Consider the following 17,284-nt stretch of genomic DNA (forward strand, 5'->3'; position numbering starts at 1 on the left):
GAGCCAACCTTCAAATAGCAGTGAACTTTACAGTCGCTCTGACATTCGTTCTGACAGTGACTCGAAAATGACTGGCAGCGAGTGGGTTATGTGCTACTTAGGTTTGGGTAGTAACCTGGTTAATGAGCTGGGTTCGCCGGTTGAGCATTTACAGCAAGCGATTGAGGGTTTACGTGAGCACGAGGGTATAAAAGACATTCGTGTTTCCTCATTTTATGCTTCTGCGCCAATGGGACCACAAGATCAGCCAGACTTTGTCAATGCTGTGGTTGGTTTTGAAACTAAGCTGATACCGTTTGAGCTACTGACATTGTGTCACCAGTTAGAGCAGCATGCTAAACGTGCACGACTTCGCCATTGGGGCGAGCGTAGCCTTGATGTGGATATTTTGCTTTATGGCCAGCAGAAGATTGCTGAACCGCAATTAACGATACCACATGCCGGACTGACTGAGCGCAATTTTGTATTGCTACCGCTACGTGAGTTAGCGTCCGAGATATTCATTGCAGGCAAGCCAATAAGTGCTTATCCATCAAGTGAAGATTGGACAGGGTTAAAGCTTCTTGTAGACAATAGGCCAGCTGAATGTCCTAACCATTCGTGCGTAAATACCTTCGCGCGCGAAGACTAGGGCTGATTGATATATTTTGTGCGGTATGACTGGTAACTAATGCAACAAGTAATGCCAGTTGTATCAATTATACCAGTTATCTACAAAACCGTATTTTATTACCTTTTTTAAATCATCTTATAATCGAGTTATTGAGGGTCATATGACGACTTTATCTACCTTAAATAAATTCAAAGAAGACGGTACCAAGTTTACTTGTCTGACTTGCTATGATTCCATGTTTGCGCGGATGATGGATAAGGCGCAGATTGATACTATTTTAATTGGTGATAGTTTGGGCATGGTGGTACAAGGTCATAATTCAACCTTGCCGGTGACGGTTGCCGACATGGTTTATCACACGGCTAATATTGCCCGTAGCAACGAGCACGCTTTAATTTTAGCTGACCTGCCATTTATGAGCTATGTGGCCCTGCCCGAGGCGATAGCTAATAGTCGTCAGCTGATGCAAGCCGGTGCCCAGGTGATCAAAATCGAAGGCGGCAGTGAGCTATGTGAATTGGTTACGACTTTGGCACAAGCAGGTACCCCAACCTGTATCCATCTTGGCTTAACCCCGCAGTCTGTCAACGTTTTTGGTGGTTATAAAATCCAAGGACGAGGTGATGAGGCGGCTAAAAAGCTACTTGATGATGCCAAGGCGGTAGTAAAAGCAGGTGCGGCGCTGCTAGTATTAGAGTGTGTTCCTGCTGAACTGGCGCAAGCAGTAACACAAGCGGTTACTGTGCCAGTCATTGGTATTGGTGCCGGCGCTGATACTGATGGTCAAGTACTGGTCATGCATGACATGTTGGGCATGGTTCATGGCCGCGTACCACGTTTTGTCCATGACTTTTTGACCGATGAGCGCAACATTGAGCACAGTATTGAAGGGGCGTTTGCTCTATATAAACAGTCAGTACGCGAAGGTAGTTTTCCTAGCACGCAGCACGAGTTTAGCTAGCTTTATTTTATAAATTATTATTAGTTATTCATTATTAGTTATAGTCGCTTAAAATAACGGCTTAGATAGAAAAAGAAGAAGGCTCAATAATGCCCATTATCCATCATCATATCGCAGAGTTACGAGCAGCTTTGAAGCCTTACCGTAGTCAGCAACGTATTGCTTTAGTACCAACAATGGGTAATCTTCACGACGGGCATTTAGAGTTGGTAAAACTTGCCAAAAAGCATGCTGATATTGTGATCGTCAGTATCTTTGTTAATCCTACCCAGTTTGGGATCGGCGAAGATTTTGACAGCTACCCGCGCACCCTCAACGATGATGTTACCAAGCTGGCTACGGTCAATGCCGACTATGTGTTTGCCCCTAGTGTTGATGAGATGTATCCGGTCTTACCCTTGCCTACCTCCATACATGCTGGCGCTATCACTACTCAGCTATGTGGAAAATCGCGCCCTAGTCACTTCGATGGTGTGGGTATTGTGGTATCTAAGTTATTTAATATTGTCCAACCTGATGTGGCAATATTTGGGCAAAAAGACTATCAGCAATTAGCGATTATTAAGCAGTTGGTGCGTGACCTGAGTTACCCGATTGATATTATTGCAGCGTCCATTGTCCGAGCGTCTGATGGATTAGCGCTATCGTCGCGCAACCAGTATTTGAGCGATGGAGAGCGACAAGCGGCACCAATATTGCATCAAGAATTACAGTATTTAGCACAGCAGCTCATTGATAGTAAGGATGTTGAACAAGATCTTGAGACGCTGATAGCAGAGTCTAGTAAGCGTATTACTGCCGTAGGCTTCGATATCGATTATCTTGAAGTAAAAACGGCTAAGCTAGAATCGATAGTAAATAATAGAGCCGAAAAATCGCAAGCTCAAGCCCAAAAATTGATCATTGTCGTCGCCGCATGGCTGGGTCGAGCACGCTTATTAGACAACCAACTGGTTACTGTTCATTAATAGCCATTTCTTGATAAAGCTAAATTAGCCATTTGAAATTGAGAGTAAGTTGACGTTAAAAGTAAACTGAGGTGATGGGTCATGGAAGCAGCAGGTATGGATCAAGAGCATACGCTAGTGCCACAAGTAATGGATAATAGCCTCAGTATTTTAGTGGTATCAGGTCGCTCAGGATCCGGTAAGACTTCAGTGTTGAATATCTTAGAAGATTTGGGATATTACTCTATTGACAACCTACCGTTATCGTTGGTCCCCGAAACCGCTCAAAAGCTCATAAGTGAAAGTAGCATTAGTCGTATTGCGCTTGGCGTCGATATTCGTACCCCGCGTGCCGATTTATCTAACTTTGCAGCGACCCATGATGCGCTAAAACAGACCTATGGTAAGCAGGCGGTTAAAGTGCTGTATGTGACCGCGCAAGAAGGCACCTTAATCGCGCGATTTAATGCCACCAGACGTGTGCACCCATTAATGGCCCAAGACCCTGAGGGTGTCGAGAATACCGCTTATAACTTACCTGCTGCTCTCAAAAAAGAAGTGCAACTGTTGGAGCCAATATCTAGACGGGCTGATATTGTAATAGATACTAGTATGCTCAATATCCATCAATTAAAAGAACGTCTTCGTGATTATACTGGGGTAGATAATCAGATTGTTATCAACCTATTATCTTTTGGTTTCAAATATGGCAATCCTATTGATGCCGACTTCGTATTTGATGTGAGAGTTCTACCTAACCCGCATTGGAATCCTGCCCTACGTAGCGCGACTGGTCTGGATGCTGAGGTCAGTGAGTTTTTTGCGGATTATCCAGAAGTAGCAGAGATGACGGGAGATATCGACGCGTTTTTAACACGTTGGTTACCAGAATTCTTACATAACAATCGCCATACCGTGACGGTCGCTATTGGTTGTACTGGCGGCAAACATCGCTCGGTATTCATTACTGAACAACTACAGCGTAAGCTTGCGGGCAGTCTGCCACAAGGCTTGAGCGTCGCTGCTAAGCATCGTGAAAGGCGCCGCTGGTAAGTGCTGAGAGCGATGTCTATTTTATTATTTATTATTTTGGAAAGCTTTTATGATTGATTGGTCAGAACACGACATGCGCGTCTCGCGCACCGAACTAAAAAAAGCCCACGAACGCCTGCAAACGCTGTCGATACCGCTGGCAAACTTATCTAAAAAGCAGCTAAAAAAACTCCCGGCCAGTGACTATTTTATGGCAGAGTTGATGGCCTTGGCAGATATTACCAGTGCCAATGCGCGTATCCGCCAAACCAAACGGGTAGGTAAGCTAATCAGTGAAGAAAACCGTCACGAACTGGTCAAAGCTTTGTTTGATGCTTTTTTCCCTAAGGAACAAGTTTCTAAGATTGAAAGTTGGTCTGGACGTTTAAATATCAATGATGAAGGGACGCTTAAGCAGTTTGTTAAGCAGTACAAAGCATCGGAACGCAATAGCCTCTATCAGTTACTATTATGGATTGAATACGCCAAGCATATGCAAGATGACGAGTTAATGAAAGAGTCTCAAGAAGATTTAACCAGCTATATTCGTGAAGTGGCTATTTTGACCGAGTTAAAGTAACGGTTGAAGTATGGCCATTAAATAGATAAAGCAATAAACACAAAAAAGCCAATCGCTAATGATTGGCTTTTTTAATAAATTTTTAACAGACTACTAACTATAGAGCTTTATTTTTTCTCAGCGCGGGCTTTGTCGACCAAATAATCCACTACCTTAACAACCTTAGCACCTTCGCCAGTTACCACGTATTTACCTTGCACGACAACGGCAGGTACACCTGATAGCTGATAGCGTTTAGCACCTGCTTGTGAGCGTCCAATCTTCGTACCAACGGCAAACGAGTTGTAAAGACTGTTAAATTTCTTTTGGTCAACCCCTTTTGAGGCATACCATTTGCCTAATGAGGCTTGGTCAAACAACTTTTTACCATCTTTATGAATCGCATCAAACAACGCATCATGGGTCTTATTTTCATAACCTAATAGCTGTGCGGAATAGAACCCACGGGCACTGGCTTCCCAGACAGAATTGAGCGCGGCTGGCGTTTTAAAAAAGGCCACGTCTTTGTCTTTGGTTTTTGCCCATTTTTCCATATACGGGTTGAGGTTATTACAATGTGGACAGCCATACCAAAAGAACTCACGGACAATAACAGCATCACCGCTGATTTTTTCTGGGTTATCCAGCACGCGATAGTCTTTTCCGGCGACATAATCAGCAGCTTGTGCGCCCATATTGGCTATCCCAATGGCGAACGCCAGACCAGTCAATGCGATGGCACGTTTCATAGTTTTTCCTTGAGGTATGAAGACTTAAAGGTTTTTTAAGAAGTTGCTTATGTTTTAGAGGTAATAAGCGATAAAGCGCAATCTGCCTATAATAACGTAAAATGGTAGTGCTTGTGAACCGTATTCTTAACTAACGGTTGTAAAGCTGTGAGACATTATTTAGGGTGTCTTACTTGTCCTTATGAGAGCCATTCTTTAACCATAATTTTTAATGATAAAACGACTGATAATCAAGTGATAAGAATAACAGCTAAGTATCACACAAGGCTGTTCACAATCGCTCACGATGTGCTCACGACAAAGCAGCCGCTGTCATGCTAATATTAAGCGTATAATCGTACACAGTATACGATGATAATTATAATGACAGACATAATGATAACTATAATGACACTAAAGGGAAAACGCTATGAGCTCAGCTGCATCTTCTTCACAACCTACCGACACGCAAACTAACAGCAGTATGGATAATGCAATGACGACCACAACCAATGTTGATCCTAGCGAAGTCGATAAGTTTAACAAACTGGCTAGCGAATGGTGGGATAAGACCGGCGCGTTTGCGACCTTACACGAGATTAACCCACTACGCCTCAATTGGATAGAAGAAAATGTTAAACGCGGTTATAAAAGCAATGACGCTGATAAAACAGCAGAAATGGGTCTGTCTGGCAAAAAGATACTCGATGTCGGTTGCGGTGGCGGTATATTAGCGGAGTCAATGGCCCGTCGCGGCGCTGATGTGACTGGCATTGACCTCGGTACTGAGAACCTAAAAGCAGCAAGCGTCCATGCGAGCCAAAGTGGCTTAGATAACACCTTGCGCTACCAACACAGTCCCATTGAGGCGCTAGCAGCGACCCATGCCGGCCAGTTCGATGTGGTGACTTGTATGGAGATGCTTGAGCATGTGCCTGATCCTAACGCTATTGTCCAAGCTTGTTTTGAGCTGCTCGCGCCAGGTGGTGTTTGCGTGCTGTCTACCATTAACCGCAACCCTAAGTCGTATTTATTTGCGATTGTTGGGGCAGAATATGTACTGCGCTTACTAGATCGTGGTACCCATGATTATGCTAAATTTATAACCCCAGCTGAGCTGGACAAAATGGCGGTAAGCGCAGGATTTACGCGGCAAGATATTATTGGCCTACATTATAATCCCTTAACCAAACGCTATTGGCTGGCACAAAATGTGGATGTTAATTACATGATGGCAGTACAAAAACCACTATCGTAAACCCACTACAAATCTATTAAGGCTCAGACTCGCTTAATAGAATTCGTAATAACAATAAGAGTACATACCATGGCCCAATTCGTAAAAGCTGTTTTATTTGACCTTGATGGCACTTTAATCGATACCGCTGCCGACTTTGTACGGATTATTGGTAAAATGAGTAGCGAAAACAATTGGCAAACGCCTTCTGAGGCAGATATCCGTGAGCAGGTGTCTTCTGGTGCATCAGCGATGGTACAGCTTATGTTGCGTCACAATGGAGAGCTAACGCACAGCGAGGATGAGTTGCTAAATTTTCGCCAGCAGTTTTTGGATGACTATGAGGCTGATATTTGTGTGGACAGTTGTGTATTTGCTGAGCTTGAAGAAGTGCTTACCACACTTGAGCAAAAGGGCGTGCCATGGGGTATTGTTACCAATAAGCCGCGTTATCTAGCGGAGCAACTGTTAAAAATTATGCAGCTAGATGAGCGTTGTGCGGTATTAGTTTGTCCTGAAGATGTATCCCGTACCAAGCCAGATCCAGAGCCGATGTATATGGCATTAGAAAAGCTTGGTATACCGCGTGGGGCCGCCAGTTGCGTACTTTACATAGGCGATCATGTACGTGATATTGATGCAGGTAATGCTGCTGGAATGCCAACCATTTTGGCCGCTTATGGTTATATTCCTGCTGAAGATCAGAAAAGCTTGAAGAAATGGGGTGCAAAGTATATTACCGAGACTCCTAATCAACTAAATCAGCTGTTACTATCCTCAGGTAAATTCGAATATTTATAAGTAAACCTACCCAATTATCAAACCCTAAGTAGTGAGTAATGCCATGAGTGACAGTATTAATCAAACCGATAACCAAAATGCCGGTCAGGAAGCCAATCAACAACAAGCGAATCAATATGCTGGGCAACTTCTAACCCATGACGATATTCGTAATTTTGTGCCAGCGGAGAATTGCTTAGAGGGTAAGACTATCTTGGTCACGGGGGCAGGCGATGGTATCGGACGTGTTGCTGCGTTAAATTATGCTCGTTATGGCGCAACCGTGCTGCTATTGGGGCGTACCAGCAGCAAGCTCGAATACGTTTATGATGAAATCGAAAGCTTTGGTGGCAAGCAGCCAGCGATGATGCCAATGAACCTTGAGAGTGTCACTTATGCCGAAATGCAGCAGTTAGAGGGCATGATTAATAAAGAAATAGGTCAACTTGATGGTATTTTGCATAATGCGGGAATATTAGGTGAGCTGACGCCGCTTGAGATGTATGATGTGGATATGTTCGCCAAGGTTATGAAGGTTAACTTTACCGCTACCTTTATGCTCACTCAAGCATTATTACCGCTGCTTAAAGACGCTGCCCATGGCTCTATTGTCTTTACTTCCAGCACAGTCGGCACTCATCCACGCGCGTTTTGGGGTGCTTATGCACTCTCGAAGCAGGCAACTGAAGGTATGAGCGATATCTTTACCCAAGAGACGCAAAATACCACCAACTTACGTTTTAACTGTATTAACCCCGGTGGTACACGCACTAACATGCGCGCCCATGCTTTTCCGGGTGAAAACCCAATGAGCCTTAAAACACCAGAAGATATCATGGCAGGCTATGTCTGCTTGATGAGTGATGCCAGTATTAATGTGCGCGGGCAAGTGGTGGCATTACAACCAAAAGACTAGCGGAAATATTCCAGTATAGGTAGTCTATGTCTAATGCTTTTTTTGTGCAGGTTTATATATTGAAATTAGTATTATTTATCCCCATCTATCTGTTCTTAAAGACTTTTATAGTATTAATAATAAGCCGTTGATAAATTGAAAAGGATATAGTTATGGCAGGTGGATGGTCAAGAGACGGGGCAGAACACGAGCAGATGGATGCAACAGTCAATGATGCTGTAGATCGAGTACGGAGCTCGCTATTGACAGGCGATAGTGCAGAGTTTTGTGATGAATGTGGCAATGCGATACCAGAAGCGCGGCGGGTAGCAGTGCCGGGAGTTCAGCATTGCATTGGTTGTCAGACTGAGCTTGAGCAAGAGGCAAAGGCGGCTGAGTTGTTTAATCGCCGTGGTAGTAAAGACAGTCAATTGCGTTAGTAGGTAGTTATGGATTAATAAAAAAAGGCTAGCGTTGATATTCAACACTAGCCTTTTTTTTGTGCTAATTATTCTATTAAATTTATGTCTGGTTATTTGATGGGATAACCAGTGCCATCAATTCACGGTCACATCGCTCCCATTCTATTGATGATTGGTGTTCGTTGTTAAGCTCTACTTTGGTTCTTTTTACCGTGGTAACGGCTTCGTTTTTGTTATCGAATTTGTTATCTGATTTGTTATCTGAGCCAGCAAGTAAAATAATTTCTAATCGGCTATCAATTTGTGCGCTGGTTTCATTGATAGTTAAGCTATCGGGCGTAAAGTTCAGTTGTAGCCAGCCATCAGAAGTATTCACGATACCTTTGATACGTTGCCAATTCGGCAGTTGTAATAACCACTGCTGCAGATCATTAGCGTTAAATACCCAATGCGGAGGCAACCGCCATCCCGCCAATAGCATACCTTGCTGTTCATCATGATAGCGATAGGGCAGTTCGCTAGTTGAAGAGCTGGTCTCGATATCATTATTAGTATTTATAGAGGCACTCGACATCAAGCTATTAGCTGGCGTTAAGCTAACGCGCGACTCTGTCATGTTTGCTATGCGCTGCTTAGAGATGGCATTACTGGGCTTGGTAAGCTGGGCGGTTAGCTCTGATAAGTAAGTGTTCGACAGTTGTATGAAGTCTGAGCTATCAGCCGTTATTTTAGAATCAGATGTTGTTTGAAAATCAGGAGCTGTTTGAGAATCTGCCATTGCCCATATAATTTTCGCTTGTTTATTTAGCGCCGCAATCCATTGTTGCAAATCCTGCCGGTAAGTGGCGCTCAGTTGCTCATATCGATTGATGACTAAGACGTCAGCATCGCGTACATGCGCTTGAAAGCCATCGTGGCTACGATACTTCTCTTGTTGCCATTGCACGCCGCTAAGCACGGTGATAACTGCTTGCATGCTCAAAGCCGTCTGCCAGTGCGGCTCACTGAGTTGACGTAGCAGCTCGCGCGGATGTGCCAGTCCTGTGGGTTCAATGATGAGCCGCTGTGGACGATGTTCGCTTAATAAACGGCTAATGGCGATTTGTAAGGGCAGTTGACTGGTACAACAAATACAGCCCCCGCTGACTTCGCGAATGGCGATGTTGTTGTGCGTGTCTCCTGCTGTCTGCGAACTTGCCAGCAGCGCGCCGTCAATACCGATACGACCGAATTCATTAATCAGTAATGCCCAGCGCTCATTAGTCGGCTTATTAGAGAGTAATTGATTAATAACTGTAGTTTTACCAGAGCCCAAAAACCCTGTCACAAGTGTGCAGGGTATGTTTTGGATTATTGAGGACGTGTTCATAAAAATATTTTCATAGGGACGACGTTTTCATAGGGACATAGTCACAACTTGAGAAACACTTAGCTAAAACTATTCGGTCTTCGCAGCAGCAGTTTCTGGTTCGGCTTCGTCAGGAACAAACACATAGCCAACGCCCCATACAGTCTGGATATAACGCGCTTGCGAAGGATTGTCTTCAATCAAGCGACGCAGACGTGAGACTTGCACATCGATAGAGCGTTCCATCGCGCCCCATTCACGACCACGAGCAAGGTTCATTAATTTGTCGCGGGTTAATGGCTCGCGTGGATGCTGAACTAAGGCTTTTAGTACTGAAAACTCACCCGTGGTCAAAGTCACTACATTGCCATCACGTTTTAGCGTACGGGTAGACAAATCAAGCGTCCAAGGTCCAAACTCAACCACTTCCAGCTGATAGCTTGGTGCACCCGGTAGCTCACGATTCTGTCGACGCAATACTGCTTTGATACGCGCTAACAGCTCTTTTGGGTTAAAGGGCTTGGGCAGATAATCATCCGCACCGGCTTCAAGTCCAGCAATACGATCGGCGTCACCACCTTTAGCGGTCAGCATGATAATCGGAATATCACTATTGTCTTCACGTAGACGCTTACAAATACTAATGCCGTCTTCACCCGGTAGCATCAAGTCTAATACTACTAAGGAGAACAATTCGCGCTGCATTAGTTTGTCCATCTGACTGCTATCATGAGCGGTACGGACTACGAAGCCATCATCTTCTAGGAAGCGTTGTAACAAAGAGCGCAGGCGTGCGTCATCGTCGACTACTAAAATGCGCTGATTCAAGGTATCGGGGCTTTTATTCTCAGTCATACAGTAATCCTTTAATGAACATTATTATTGTCAGAGGGTGTGGCGGTTTATAGCTATTTATAAATGATAAGTCCGTGAGTATCAGTAAGTAAAGACCAGGTTGCTTTTGTTTGAATATTTTAAATTTATTTAAAAGAAAATATACCCATAAATATTAAAATCGCCCGTGTATTAATTTTTATTACCCGTTTTTTGACGCCAGTAATTTTTAATCGCTAATTATTTTAAACATCGGTCACAACTTCCGTATAACGGGCGAATATCTATTAATATTCGTAACCTTACTACTTTAGTGTATAAGATTGTGTCCCTAATTGCATCACCCGTAGGCATGAATGCTGTATGCGTTTGTTTAACAAGGGCGCAGAACTGACGATATAGGGCGATTTGCGCCATAAAAACCGTATTAAACAACGAAAATATAAAAAGGATTTTTATTCATGCAGCTTTTGCTATAATGCAAGGCTACATTTCTCAACGATTGATACGTATATGAGTAGCACTGATACCTTAACGTCATCTCAGCCCTCGATAAATGCACAGGGACTAGATGCAACCACACACGCGAATATTCACGACAAGCTTGCTCGCGCGCTTGGCATTAAGACTGCTCAAGTCAATGCGTTTGTGAAACTTTACGATGAAGGCGCGACGGTTCCGTTTATTGCGCGTTACCGGAAAGAAAAGACCCAAGACCTTAACGATATCCAGTTGCGTGCCTTAGAGAAGTCGCTTAACTACGAACGTGATATGGCTACGCGTCGGCTCAAAATTATTGAACTGCTCAGTACGCAGGGCAATCTAAATGACGAGCTACAAGCACGTATCGATAATGCGACCTCCAAGCTTGAGCTTGAAGATATCTACTTGCCATATCGTCCGCGTCGCCGTTCACCGGCAGCCAAAGCACGCGCCGCTGGCTTAGATGCTGCCGCTCAAGTGGTCTTGACCCAAGAAATTACCCCGACAGATGCGTTGGTGGATTATCAAGTCCAGTCTAATATAACTGATGATAGCGGTAATGAAATTGAGGTCGACTTTAGCGATATTGACAAGCAACTGGCTGGCGTGCAAGCCATTATCGTCGATGAATGGACTCAGGCATTGGATCTACTCGATAACTTGCGAGCGGGATTTGCTAAGACTGCCAATATTATCTCAACGGTTGCCAGTGACGAGAAGCGCGAAGTGGGCGAGAAGTTTAAAGACTACTTTGAGCATAGCGAAGGCCTTGCGCGTTTACCAAACCATCGTTTGCTTGCCATGCTACGCGGTCGCCAAGAAAATGTCTTGGGGCTAAAAATTGAAGGCGAAGATACGCCATTCATTGATAAAGTTATTAACCATTTCGATGTCACGATCAAAGCACCTGATGCCCGTCGTGAGTTTTTAGTAGAAGCTGCTAGCAGCCTGTGGAAAGATAAGTGGCGTCCGCATATTGAGCATCGCTTATTGACTGAAAAACGTCTAACCGCAGAAGCCGATGCCATCGATGTGTTTGCTAATAATTTACAGCATTTATTGATGTCAGCGCCTGCTGGCCGTAAAGTTATCTTGGGCGTAGATCCTGGTATCCGTCATGGCGTAAAAATGGCCATAGTCGATGCGCAAGGTCATGTCATGCTTGATAGCGCTGAAAAGCCAGTAGTAGCCACGGTTTATCCATTTGCGCCTGATAATAAAATGGAAGAAGCTAAAACGGTTATTGATAAATTGCTCAGCACTTATAACGTCGATTTAGTGGCTATCGGTAATGGTACCGCCAGCCGCGAAACGGATGCGATGGTTAAAGAGATTTTGGCAGCTAATGAAGACCTAACTGCCAAAGCCGTTATCGTTAACGAATCAGGCGCATCAGTCTATTCAGCTAGTGAACTTGCTAGTGATGAGCTAGCGAATTTGGATGTCTCCGTACGTGGGGCGGTCTCTATTGCTCGCCGTCTACAAGATCCCTTATCAGAGCTGGTTAAAGTCGATCCAAAAGCCATCGGCGTTGGTCAATATCAGCATGACGTCAACCAAACTCAATTGGCTGATAGCCTTGATAAAGTCACTCAAGACAGCGTAAACGCGGTTGGCGTTGATGTGAATACTGCCAGTCCTGCAATCTTGGCACACATTGCCGGTCTGAATCGCAATGTCGCTCAGCAAATCGTTACCTATCGTAAAGAGCATGGGGCATTTGCTAGCCGTGAAGCACTTAAAGACGTGCCGCGCTTAGGGGTTAAAACCTTTGAGCAAGCCGCTGGTTTCTTACGTGTCCACGATGGCAGTAATCCACTTGATGCCACTGGCGTCCATCCAGAAAGCTATGCCTTGGTTGCTAGCTTACTAGCGCAATCTGGCAAAGGTTTAACTGAAGTACTGGGTAACGATGGCGTGCTTAATAGCATCGATACTACTACTCTAGCTATCAATGATGACAATATCAGTATCAAAGCCATCATAGAAGAGTTGGCCAAACCAGCGCGTGATCCACGTCCCGAGTTTAAAACGGCTAATTTCCGTGATGATGTGAATAGCATCAAAGACCTCTCCGAGGGCATGATGTTAGAGGGTGTGGTCACCAATGTGACGGCCTTTGGTTGTTTCGTCGATGTGGGCGTTCATCAAGATGGCTTGGTACATATCTCACAAATGGCCAATGACTTTGTCGCTGACCCCATGAACCGTGTGAAGCCAGGTGATATCATCTCCGTACGGGTGATTGCTATTGATGAGAAGCGCGGTCGTATTGGCTTTAGTATGAAACCAGAAGCCGCAAAACCAGCACGCACGCCAGCTAAAACTGCTGCAGAAAATAGCAGCAACGATGACAAATCTAACCGTCCGCGTAATAGTCGTCCCGATGCTGATAAACGCCCGCCACGTCCTAAGCGTCAAGATAGAGCCGATAAAGGCAGTTCAAGCGCTACGGATAATCGTAGTAAAGCACCGAAGCCAAAAGCAGAAGCTCCGATTAAAATGGGTACTCTTGGCGCGCTATTAAAAGAAGCGGGTGTCAGTAAAGCTAAGAAATAACTAATTAAGAAATAGTCAGCTAAGAAGTAATTGGGTGTATCAATTTCTGAAATGCTCAGTTGCAATAAACAATAACAAAAAAGGCAGCCATTGGGCTGCCTTTTTTTAGTTTAAAATATCTATTTAAAAGCTATTTTGCGAGGAAAGGTTTCGCATGGTTGCTAACTTATAGTAGTAAACAGTAATAACTTTTTATTTTTTCTTATAGCGTTAAAAGCGGGCTTTAATATGCTCGTCAGCAGATGTTAAATTATTACCATTAGCGCCACCGATAATTGCTGGGAACCGAGTTTGCTAAGTTATCTAATCAGTGGTTGCGGTTGCATAGAATCTTGTGGATCTTGCATGTTGTGTTGTGAATCTTGCATGTTTTGTTGTGAGTCTTGTACAGCTTCTACCTTAGTAGCCAATTCTTCTTTTTTATTACTAATGCGTGCAAGTGATATAGTTTTAGTTTCACTAATCTCAAACGCACTGGGTTGGGTTGATGGTAATTCACCCTCAGTACTTTCGACTTCAGTCTCAAGCGTATTGTTAGCAGTCGTAGTAGTTATATCCACTGGTGTAATATCATTAGTATCAGCAGGTGCTGCCATTGCTAAACTCGGAATAGTAAGCGCGGCGCCAATGAGTAGCGATAAAGGTAAAGTACATTTTTGCATTAATTGATTCCTTGATTTACAGATTTAAAGTGCCAGTTTAAAATACTCTTAAACTTAACGAATAATTTAACGTTATTGCTTTTAGCACGAATTTATTTATAATTTTGAATATATATATGTAGTATATTTAACGAATAACGTATAGACAAAATAAAATCATGATAACCATCATAGCGATTATCATAATCGATTCGAACAAAGAGTGTTAATAAGCCAATCTAAGTCAGTTATAACTTCTGAACGCAAGAATACCAACTAACACCTTGATAGTTCAGTAGTACATAGATTAACAATCTAACAGCTTAATGTTTTTACGTAGCATTATGCAATGTCCTCACTCTTAGCCTTCCTTCTTATAACTTGAAGTTTTAGCTTCAAGAATTCACGCATGAACCACTGCATTTTTATGCTACTTCTACCTTGAGTATTTATTATCAATACCTAACAGCAGGAGTTAATAGCACTGTCTTATTTCTCAGTTTCTTCCATCATATTTTCGTCCATGTCTGAATCAATAAATTGTTCTTGGACGTCGTTGTTAGGCACACGAATCACTGGGAAGGTTTGATCTATTTCTGTATTATCAAGAACGTCTTCATCCGCTTCTTGACCAACGATGACCGTACGATCGGCGCTAGATTCTACGGCTACAGCCGTACCAGCGGTGGTGTCAAAGCGTTTAACTTGGTCTTCAGGGGCAATAATAACCTCTTTGACGCGATATTTAGCAGGACGGATAACGCGATTGGTTTCCATCACGATAGGCTCAACACTACGATCTTCAACGATAGCTACTTGGGCATCTGGGGCTGGGACTTCTGAAGTTTGAACTTCGCTGATAATCGGAGTTGGGAATTTATCACCGAAATGGTTATCGCACTGCTGCATACTTAGACGTACAGGGTTGCCATCGCTATCCATATAAACGTTAACTGGCATGTCAGCGGCAATAGGCACGTACTTGCCAACGAGCGCACCTGATACTCCATAACGACCATTTGATTGACCCACGCCTAAATCGCAAGCACCAGCTGCATAATCAGCCGTGCTTAGATTATTGCTGTTCACCACATTCTGCGGAATCATGACCTCGGACAAGCGCATTTTTTTGACAGTGGCTTCACCAGCGCGGCGCATTGGCTTCTGGTAAGTATAAGGAGTGTAGAATTTAGCTGAGCCATCTTTGACCGCCATGACGCATTCGTCATAGCTATCGTAGCCCACGTTGCCCTGTTTATCTGTAGTCATGCCAGCATTCGCATTACTAGCAAACATAGCAATTCCAGAAGTTAATACTGCGGCTGTTAATACATTCAATTTCATCGTATTTTCCTTTTAATTAGGGAGGGAGTTTTTACTTTGAGTGATTCTTTTCTAAATTAAACCGCCATTATTTCTTTGGTGTTATTTATTCTTAATTGATTTGTTATTTAACTTTATTTCATTTCTCATGAGATTTTTTGTATCTTATGTAAATATTGCTATAAAGTAACCAGTGTTGTGATAAATAGCACCCTAATCTATCTGTAATCTTACTTTAGTGGTCTTAATATCGCTGTGACATTAGGCTGGGAATGTGTAGCTTAATGTATTGAAAAACCGAAAATCGGTAACGTTGTTCACCAAAGAAATACGTTATTAGTATTTATTAACATTGTATCTAGCTGGCCTTCTAAATTTAAATAATAAAAAACCGCATTCTAGTATTAGAATGCGGTTTTTTATTACTCACTGTTAATATTATTGCTAGTAATTATGTTAGTACTTAGCAATAACAGCGGTATTAATTTTTGTCATCAATTACTTCGAAGCTAATACCAGCATGGTCTTCTAATCGTTTTAATAGCTGGTCGCCCATAGCCACTGCTGGTGTCCAAAATCCACCTCCGACATCTTCTTTACTAATATCTTGCGCAAGACACAACGCTGACTGTGCCAACATACGCGAGGTACTGCCATAGCCGGGGTCTTTATCGCCTGTGACCTTAGTACTAATAGTGTCCTTTTTAGAAGTTTCACCGAAGAAGCGAATATCAAAAAACCCATCTTCTTGTTCAGATTTAGAAGGACCAGAGCCTGACTTGGGTAGGACGTGTTTTGAGAGAAACTCACGGCTAGGCTTAAAAATCATTGCCGTGGCAAAACCCAACAGTCCCACGCTCATGCCGTAGCTCATTAGCTGACCTTTAATGCCATCTTTCATCCACATCGCCTCATCATACTTAAAGTCGCGACTGTATTCATAATCAAGCAACTGATTACTGCGATGGACAATGCGGGTATTAATACTTGCCATCACAAAAGGTGCCAGCCATCGGTCGTGCTCGGTATCGTATTCAGGCTTGCTAACGTTATCTTGGCGTACGTTAGGCGCGTCGTTATCATCATTAAGTAGATAAGGGTTAGCCACTTGACTGCGGCGCTCTTTATCTTTGCCTACTTCCTCAAAGATAGTCGCCATTGAAGCAATTGTACCGCCGGACAATCCGCCTTTAGCTGCTTTTACGCGCATATGGATGACATCACAGGACCTATCAAACTGGGCTTTAGCTTGCTGCTGGGTAAAGTAAACGCCCAAGTCTGAGGGAATAGAGTCAAAGCCGCAAGAGTTGACGATACGCGCGCCGCTTTGCTTGGCTGTCTCTTGATATTTGTCCAGCATGTCTTTAATAAAGATGGCCTCACCAGTGAGATCAACATAGTCAGTGCCATTGGTAGCACAGGCTTTAATCAATGGTTCGCCGTATTGAAGGTACGGGCCTACGGTTGATATGATGACTTGGGTCTGTTTGGTCATCTCATTAAGACTGGCGTCATCGTTGCTGTTAGCAATGATAATATCGACTTTTCCATTATCTGGCTTACTGCTCAGCTCAGACTGTAGCTTTTTAAGCTTGTCCTCATCGCGTCCTGCTATCGCCCATGTGACAGCTGATTCCTCAGACGAGCCCTCTTTCGCCGTTGATTCAGATAAGAATTGCGATAAATAATGAGCGGTAATTTGTCCAACAAAGCTAGTAGCGCCATATAAAACGATCGCATAAGGACGCTCTTCACTGCTGGCTTGTTTGGTGTCCTCTGATTTATTAATATTTGTTGATGTACCTGTATTAGTGTCCATAATAAATTTCCTTGATGGTTGTTTTTATGAATGGGTGGTGCTTGTTAACAAGTGGGCTCTAAGTACTATTGCTGAAAAATTTAGTCTTGTGACTTCGTTTTTT

The 17,284-nt window shown here is 43.5% G+C and carries 16 protein-coding genes; 10 read left to right on the top strand and 6 right to left on the bottom strand.

Annotated elements, in window-relative coordinates:
* The first annotated feature begins 67 nt into the window (after positions 1 to 67).
* From folK to yjgA, 5 genes are all read left to right on the top strand, one after another.
* A complete protein-coding gene (gene folK, locus U1P77_RS12120; RefSeq protein WP_321156694.1) occupies positions 68 to 631 on the top strand; it encodes a 2-amino-4-hydroxy-6-hydroxymethyldihydropteridine diphosphokinase in 564 nt (187 codons plus the stop codon).
* A 142-nt stretch (positions 632 to 773) separates the two neighbouring features.
* Positions 774 to 1,574, top strand: coding sequence for a 3-methyl-2-oxobutanoate hydroxymethyltransferase (gene panB / locus U1P77_RS12125; protein WP_321155226.1), 801 nt, complete (start codon positions 774 to 776; stop codon positions 1,572 to 1,574).
* Between the two features lie 89 nt (positions 1,575 to 1,663).
* Positions 1,664 to 2,542, top strand: a complete 879-nt coding sequence (panC, locus tag U1P77_RS12130; protein WP_321155227.1) for a pantoate--beta-alanine ligase — start codon at positions 1,664 to 1,666, stop codon at positions 2,540 to 2,542.
* Positions 2,543 to 2,638: 96 nt separating this feature from the next.
* Positions 2,639 to 3,574: an RNase adapter RapZ gene (rapZ, locus tag U1P77_RS12135; RefSeq protein WP_414479094.1), complete on the top strand. Its 936-nt coding sequence runs from the start codon at positions 2,639 to 2,641 to the stop codon at positions 3,572 to 3,574.
* A gap of 49 nt (positions 3,575 to 3,623) precedes the next feature.
* On the top strand, positions 3,624 to 4,133 hold the full coding sequence (gene yjgA, locus U1P77_RS12140) for a ribosome biogenesis factor YjgA (protein ID WP_321155229.1): 510 nt from the start codon (positions 3,624 to 3,626) through the stop codon (positions 4,131 to 4,133).
* Between the two features lie 107 nt (positions 4,134 to 4,240).
* On the opposite strand, the gene U1P77_RS12145 is transcribed toward yjgA, so the two are convergent.
* Complete coding sequence (locus U1P77_RS12145) at positions 4,241 to 4,861, bottom strand: thiol:disulfide interchange protein DsbA/DsbL (RefSeq protein ID WP_321155230.1); 621 nt, start codon at positions 4,859 to 4,861, stop codon at positions 4,241 to 4,243.
* Between the two features lie 409 nt (positions 4,862 to 5,270).
* Between U1P77_RS12145 and ubiG the strand changes: the two genes are divergently transcribed.
* From ubiG to U1P77_RS12165, 4 genes are all read left to right on the top strand, one after another.
* On the top strand, positions 5,271 to 6,098 hold the full coding sequence (gene ubiG / locus U1P77_RS12150) for a bifunctional 2-polyprenyl-6-hydroxyphenol methylase/3-demethylubiquinol 3-O-methyltransferase UbiG (RefSeq protein ID WP_414479015.1): 828 nt from the start codon (positions 5,271 to 5,273) through the stop codon (positions 6,096 to 6,098).
* Positions 6,099 to 6,167: 69 nt separating this feature from the next.
* Positions 6,168 to 6,878 (top strand): HAD family hydrolase, encoded by a 711-nt coding sequence (locus tag U1P77_RS12155; protein WP_321155231.1) that lies wholly within the window; start codon positions 6,168 to 6,170, stop codon positions 6,876 to 6,878.
* A 43-nt stretch (positions 6,879 to 6,921) separates the two neighbouring features.
* The gene (locus tag U1P77_RS12160) at positions 6,922 to 7,773 is read left to right on the top strand and encodes a YciK family oxidoreductase (protein ID WP_321155232.1); all 852 of its coding nucleotides are present in this window, start codon (positions 6,922 to 6,924) and stop codon (positions 7,771 to 7,773) included.
* Between the two features lie 152 nt (positions 7,774 to 7,925).
* Positions 7,926 to 8,192 carry a DksA/TraR family C4-type zinc finger protein gene (locus tag U1P77_RS12165; RefSeq protein ID WP_201554259.1) on the top strand — a complete coding sequence of 89 codons (267 nt, stop codon included), beginning with the start codon at positions 7,926 to 7,928 and terminating at the stop codon, positions 8,190 to 8,192.
* An 82-nt stretch (positions 8,193 to 8,274) separates the two neighbouring features.
* Here the strand turns inward: U1P77_RS12165 and U1P77_RS12170 are convergent, their stop codons facing one another.
* Both U1P77_RS12170 and ompR read right to left on the bottom strand, forming a co-directional pair.
* Entirely contained in the window at positions 8,275 to 9,543 is a 1,269-nt protein-coding gene (locus U1P77_RS12170; RefSeq protein ID WP_321155233.1) for a CobW family GTP-binding protein, read from the bottom strand.
* 69 nt (positions 9,544 to 9,612) lie between these two features.
* Complete coding sequence (ompR, locus tag U1P77_RS12175; RefSeq protein ID WP_321155234.1) at positions 9,613 to 10,377, bottom strand: osmolarity response regulator transcription factor OmpR; 765 nt, start codon at positions 10,375 to 10,377, stop codon at positions 9,613 to 9,615.
* A 492-nt stretch (positions 10,378 to 10,869) separates the two neighbouring features.
* Between ompR and U1P77_RS12180 the strand changes: the two genes are divergently transcribed.
* Positions 10,870 to 13,398, top strand: a complete 2,529-nt coding sequence (locus U1P77_RS12180) for a helix-hairpin-helix domain-containing protein (RefSeq protein WP_321155235.1) — start codon at positions 10,870 to 10,872, stop codon at positions 13,396 to 13,398.
* Positions 13,399 to 13,697: 299 nt separating this feature from the next.
* Here the strand turns inward: U1P77_RS12180 and U1P77_RS12185 are convergent, their stop codons facing one another.
* The 3 genes from U1P77_RS12185 to U1P77_RS12195 form a co-directional block, all read right to left on the bottom strand.
* Positions 13,698 to 14,060: a hypothetical protein gene (locus U1P77_RS12185; protein WP_321155236.1), complete on the bottom strand. Its 363-nt coding sequence runs from the start codon at positions 14,058 to 14,060 to the stop codon at positions 13,698 to 13,700.
* 468 nt (positions 14,061 to 14,528) lie between these two features.
* Entirely contained in the window at positions 14,529 to 15,383 is an 855-nt protein-coding gene (locus U1P77_RS12190) for a hypothetical protein (RefSeq protein ID WP_321155237.1), read from the bottom strand.
* A 460-nt stretch (positions 15,384 to 15,843) separates the two neighbouring features.
* On the bottom strand, positions 15,844 to 17,181 hold the full coding sequence (locus U1P77_RS12195; RefSeq protein ID WP_321155238.1) for a saccharopine dehydrogenase family protein: 1,338 nt from the start codon (positions 17,179 to 17,181) through the stop codon (positions 15,844 to 15,846).
* Between the last annotated feature and the right edge of the window lie 103 nt (positions 17,182 to 17,284).

This window comes from Psychrobacter sp. LV10R520-6, assembly GCF_900182925.1.
In the GTDB taxonomy this organism is placed as follows: domain Bacteria; phylum Pseudomonadota; class Gammaproteobacteria; order Pseudomonadales; family Moraxellaceae; genus Psychrobacter.

Coding starts and splice junctions, on each gene's coding strand:
- folK (WP_321156694.1), top strand. CDS start 68: ATGACTGGCAGCGAGTGGGTTATGTGCTACTTAGGTTTGGGTAGTAAC.
- panB (WP_321155226.1), top strand. CDS start 774: ATGACGACTTTATCTACCTTAAATAAATTCAAAGAAGACGGTACCAAG.
- panC (WP_321155227.1), top strand. CDS start 1,664: ATGCCCATTATCCATCATCATATCGCAGAGTTACGAGCAGCTTTGAAG.
- rapZ (WP_414479094.1), top strand. CDS start 2,639: ATGGATCAAGAGCATACGCTAGTGCCACAAGTAATGGATAATAGCCTC.
- yjgA (WP_321155229.1), top strand. CDS start 3,624: ATGATTGATTGGTCAGAACACGACATGCGCGTCTCGCGCACCGAACTA.
- U1P77_RS12145 (WP_321155230.1), bottom strand. CDS start 4,861: ATGAAACGTGCCATCGCATTGACTGGTCTGGCGTTCGCCATTGGGATA.
- ubiG (WP_414479015.1), top strand. CDS start 5,271: ATGAGCTCAGCTGCATCTTCTTCACAACCTACCGACACGCAAACTAAC.
- U1P77_RS12155 (WP_321155231.1), top strand. CDS start 6,168: ATGGCCCAATTCGTAAAAGCTGTTTTATTTGACCTTGATGGCACTTTA.
- U1P77_RS12160 (WP_321155232.1), top strand. CDS start 6,922: ATGAGTGACAGTATTAATCAAACCGATAACCAAAATGCCGGTCAGGAA.
- U1P77_RS12165 (WP_201554259.1), top strand. CDS start 7,926: ATGGCAGGTGGATGGTCAAGAGACGGGGCAGAACACGAGCAGATGGAT.
- U1P77_RS12170 (WP_321155233.1), bottom strand. CDS start 9,543: ATGAACACGTCCTCAATAATCCAAAACATACCCTGCACACTTGTGACA.
- ompR (WP_321155234.1), bottom strand. CDS start 10,377: ATGACTGAGAATAAAAGCCCCGATACCTTGAATCAGCGCATTTTAGTA.
- U1P77_RS12180 (WP_321155235.1), top strand. CDS start 10,870: ATGAGTAGCACTGATACCTTAACGTCATCTCAGCCCTCGATAAATGCA.
- U1P77_RS12185 (WP_321155236.1), bottom strand. CDS start 14,060: ATGCAAAAATGTACTTTACCTTTATCGCTACTCATTGGCGCCGCGCTT.
- U1P77_RS12190 (WP_321155237.1), bottom strand. CDS start 15,383: ATGAAATTGAATGTATTAACAGCCGCAGTATTAACTTCTGGAATTGCT.
- U1P77_RS12195 (WP_321155238.1), bottom strand. CDS start 17,181: ATGGACACTAATACAGGTACATCAACAAATATTAATAAATCAGAGGAC.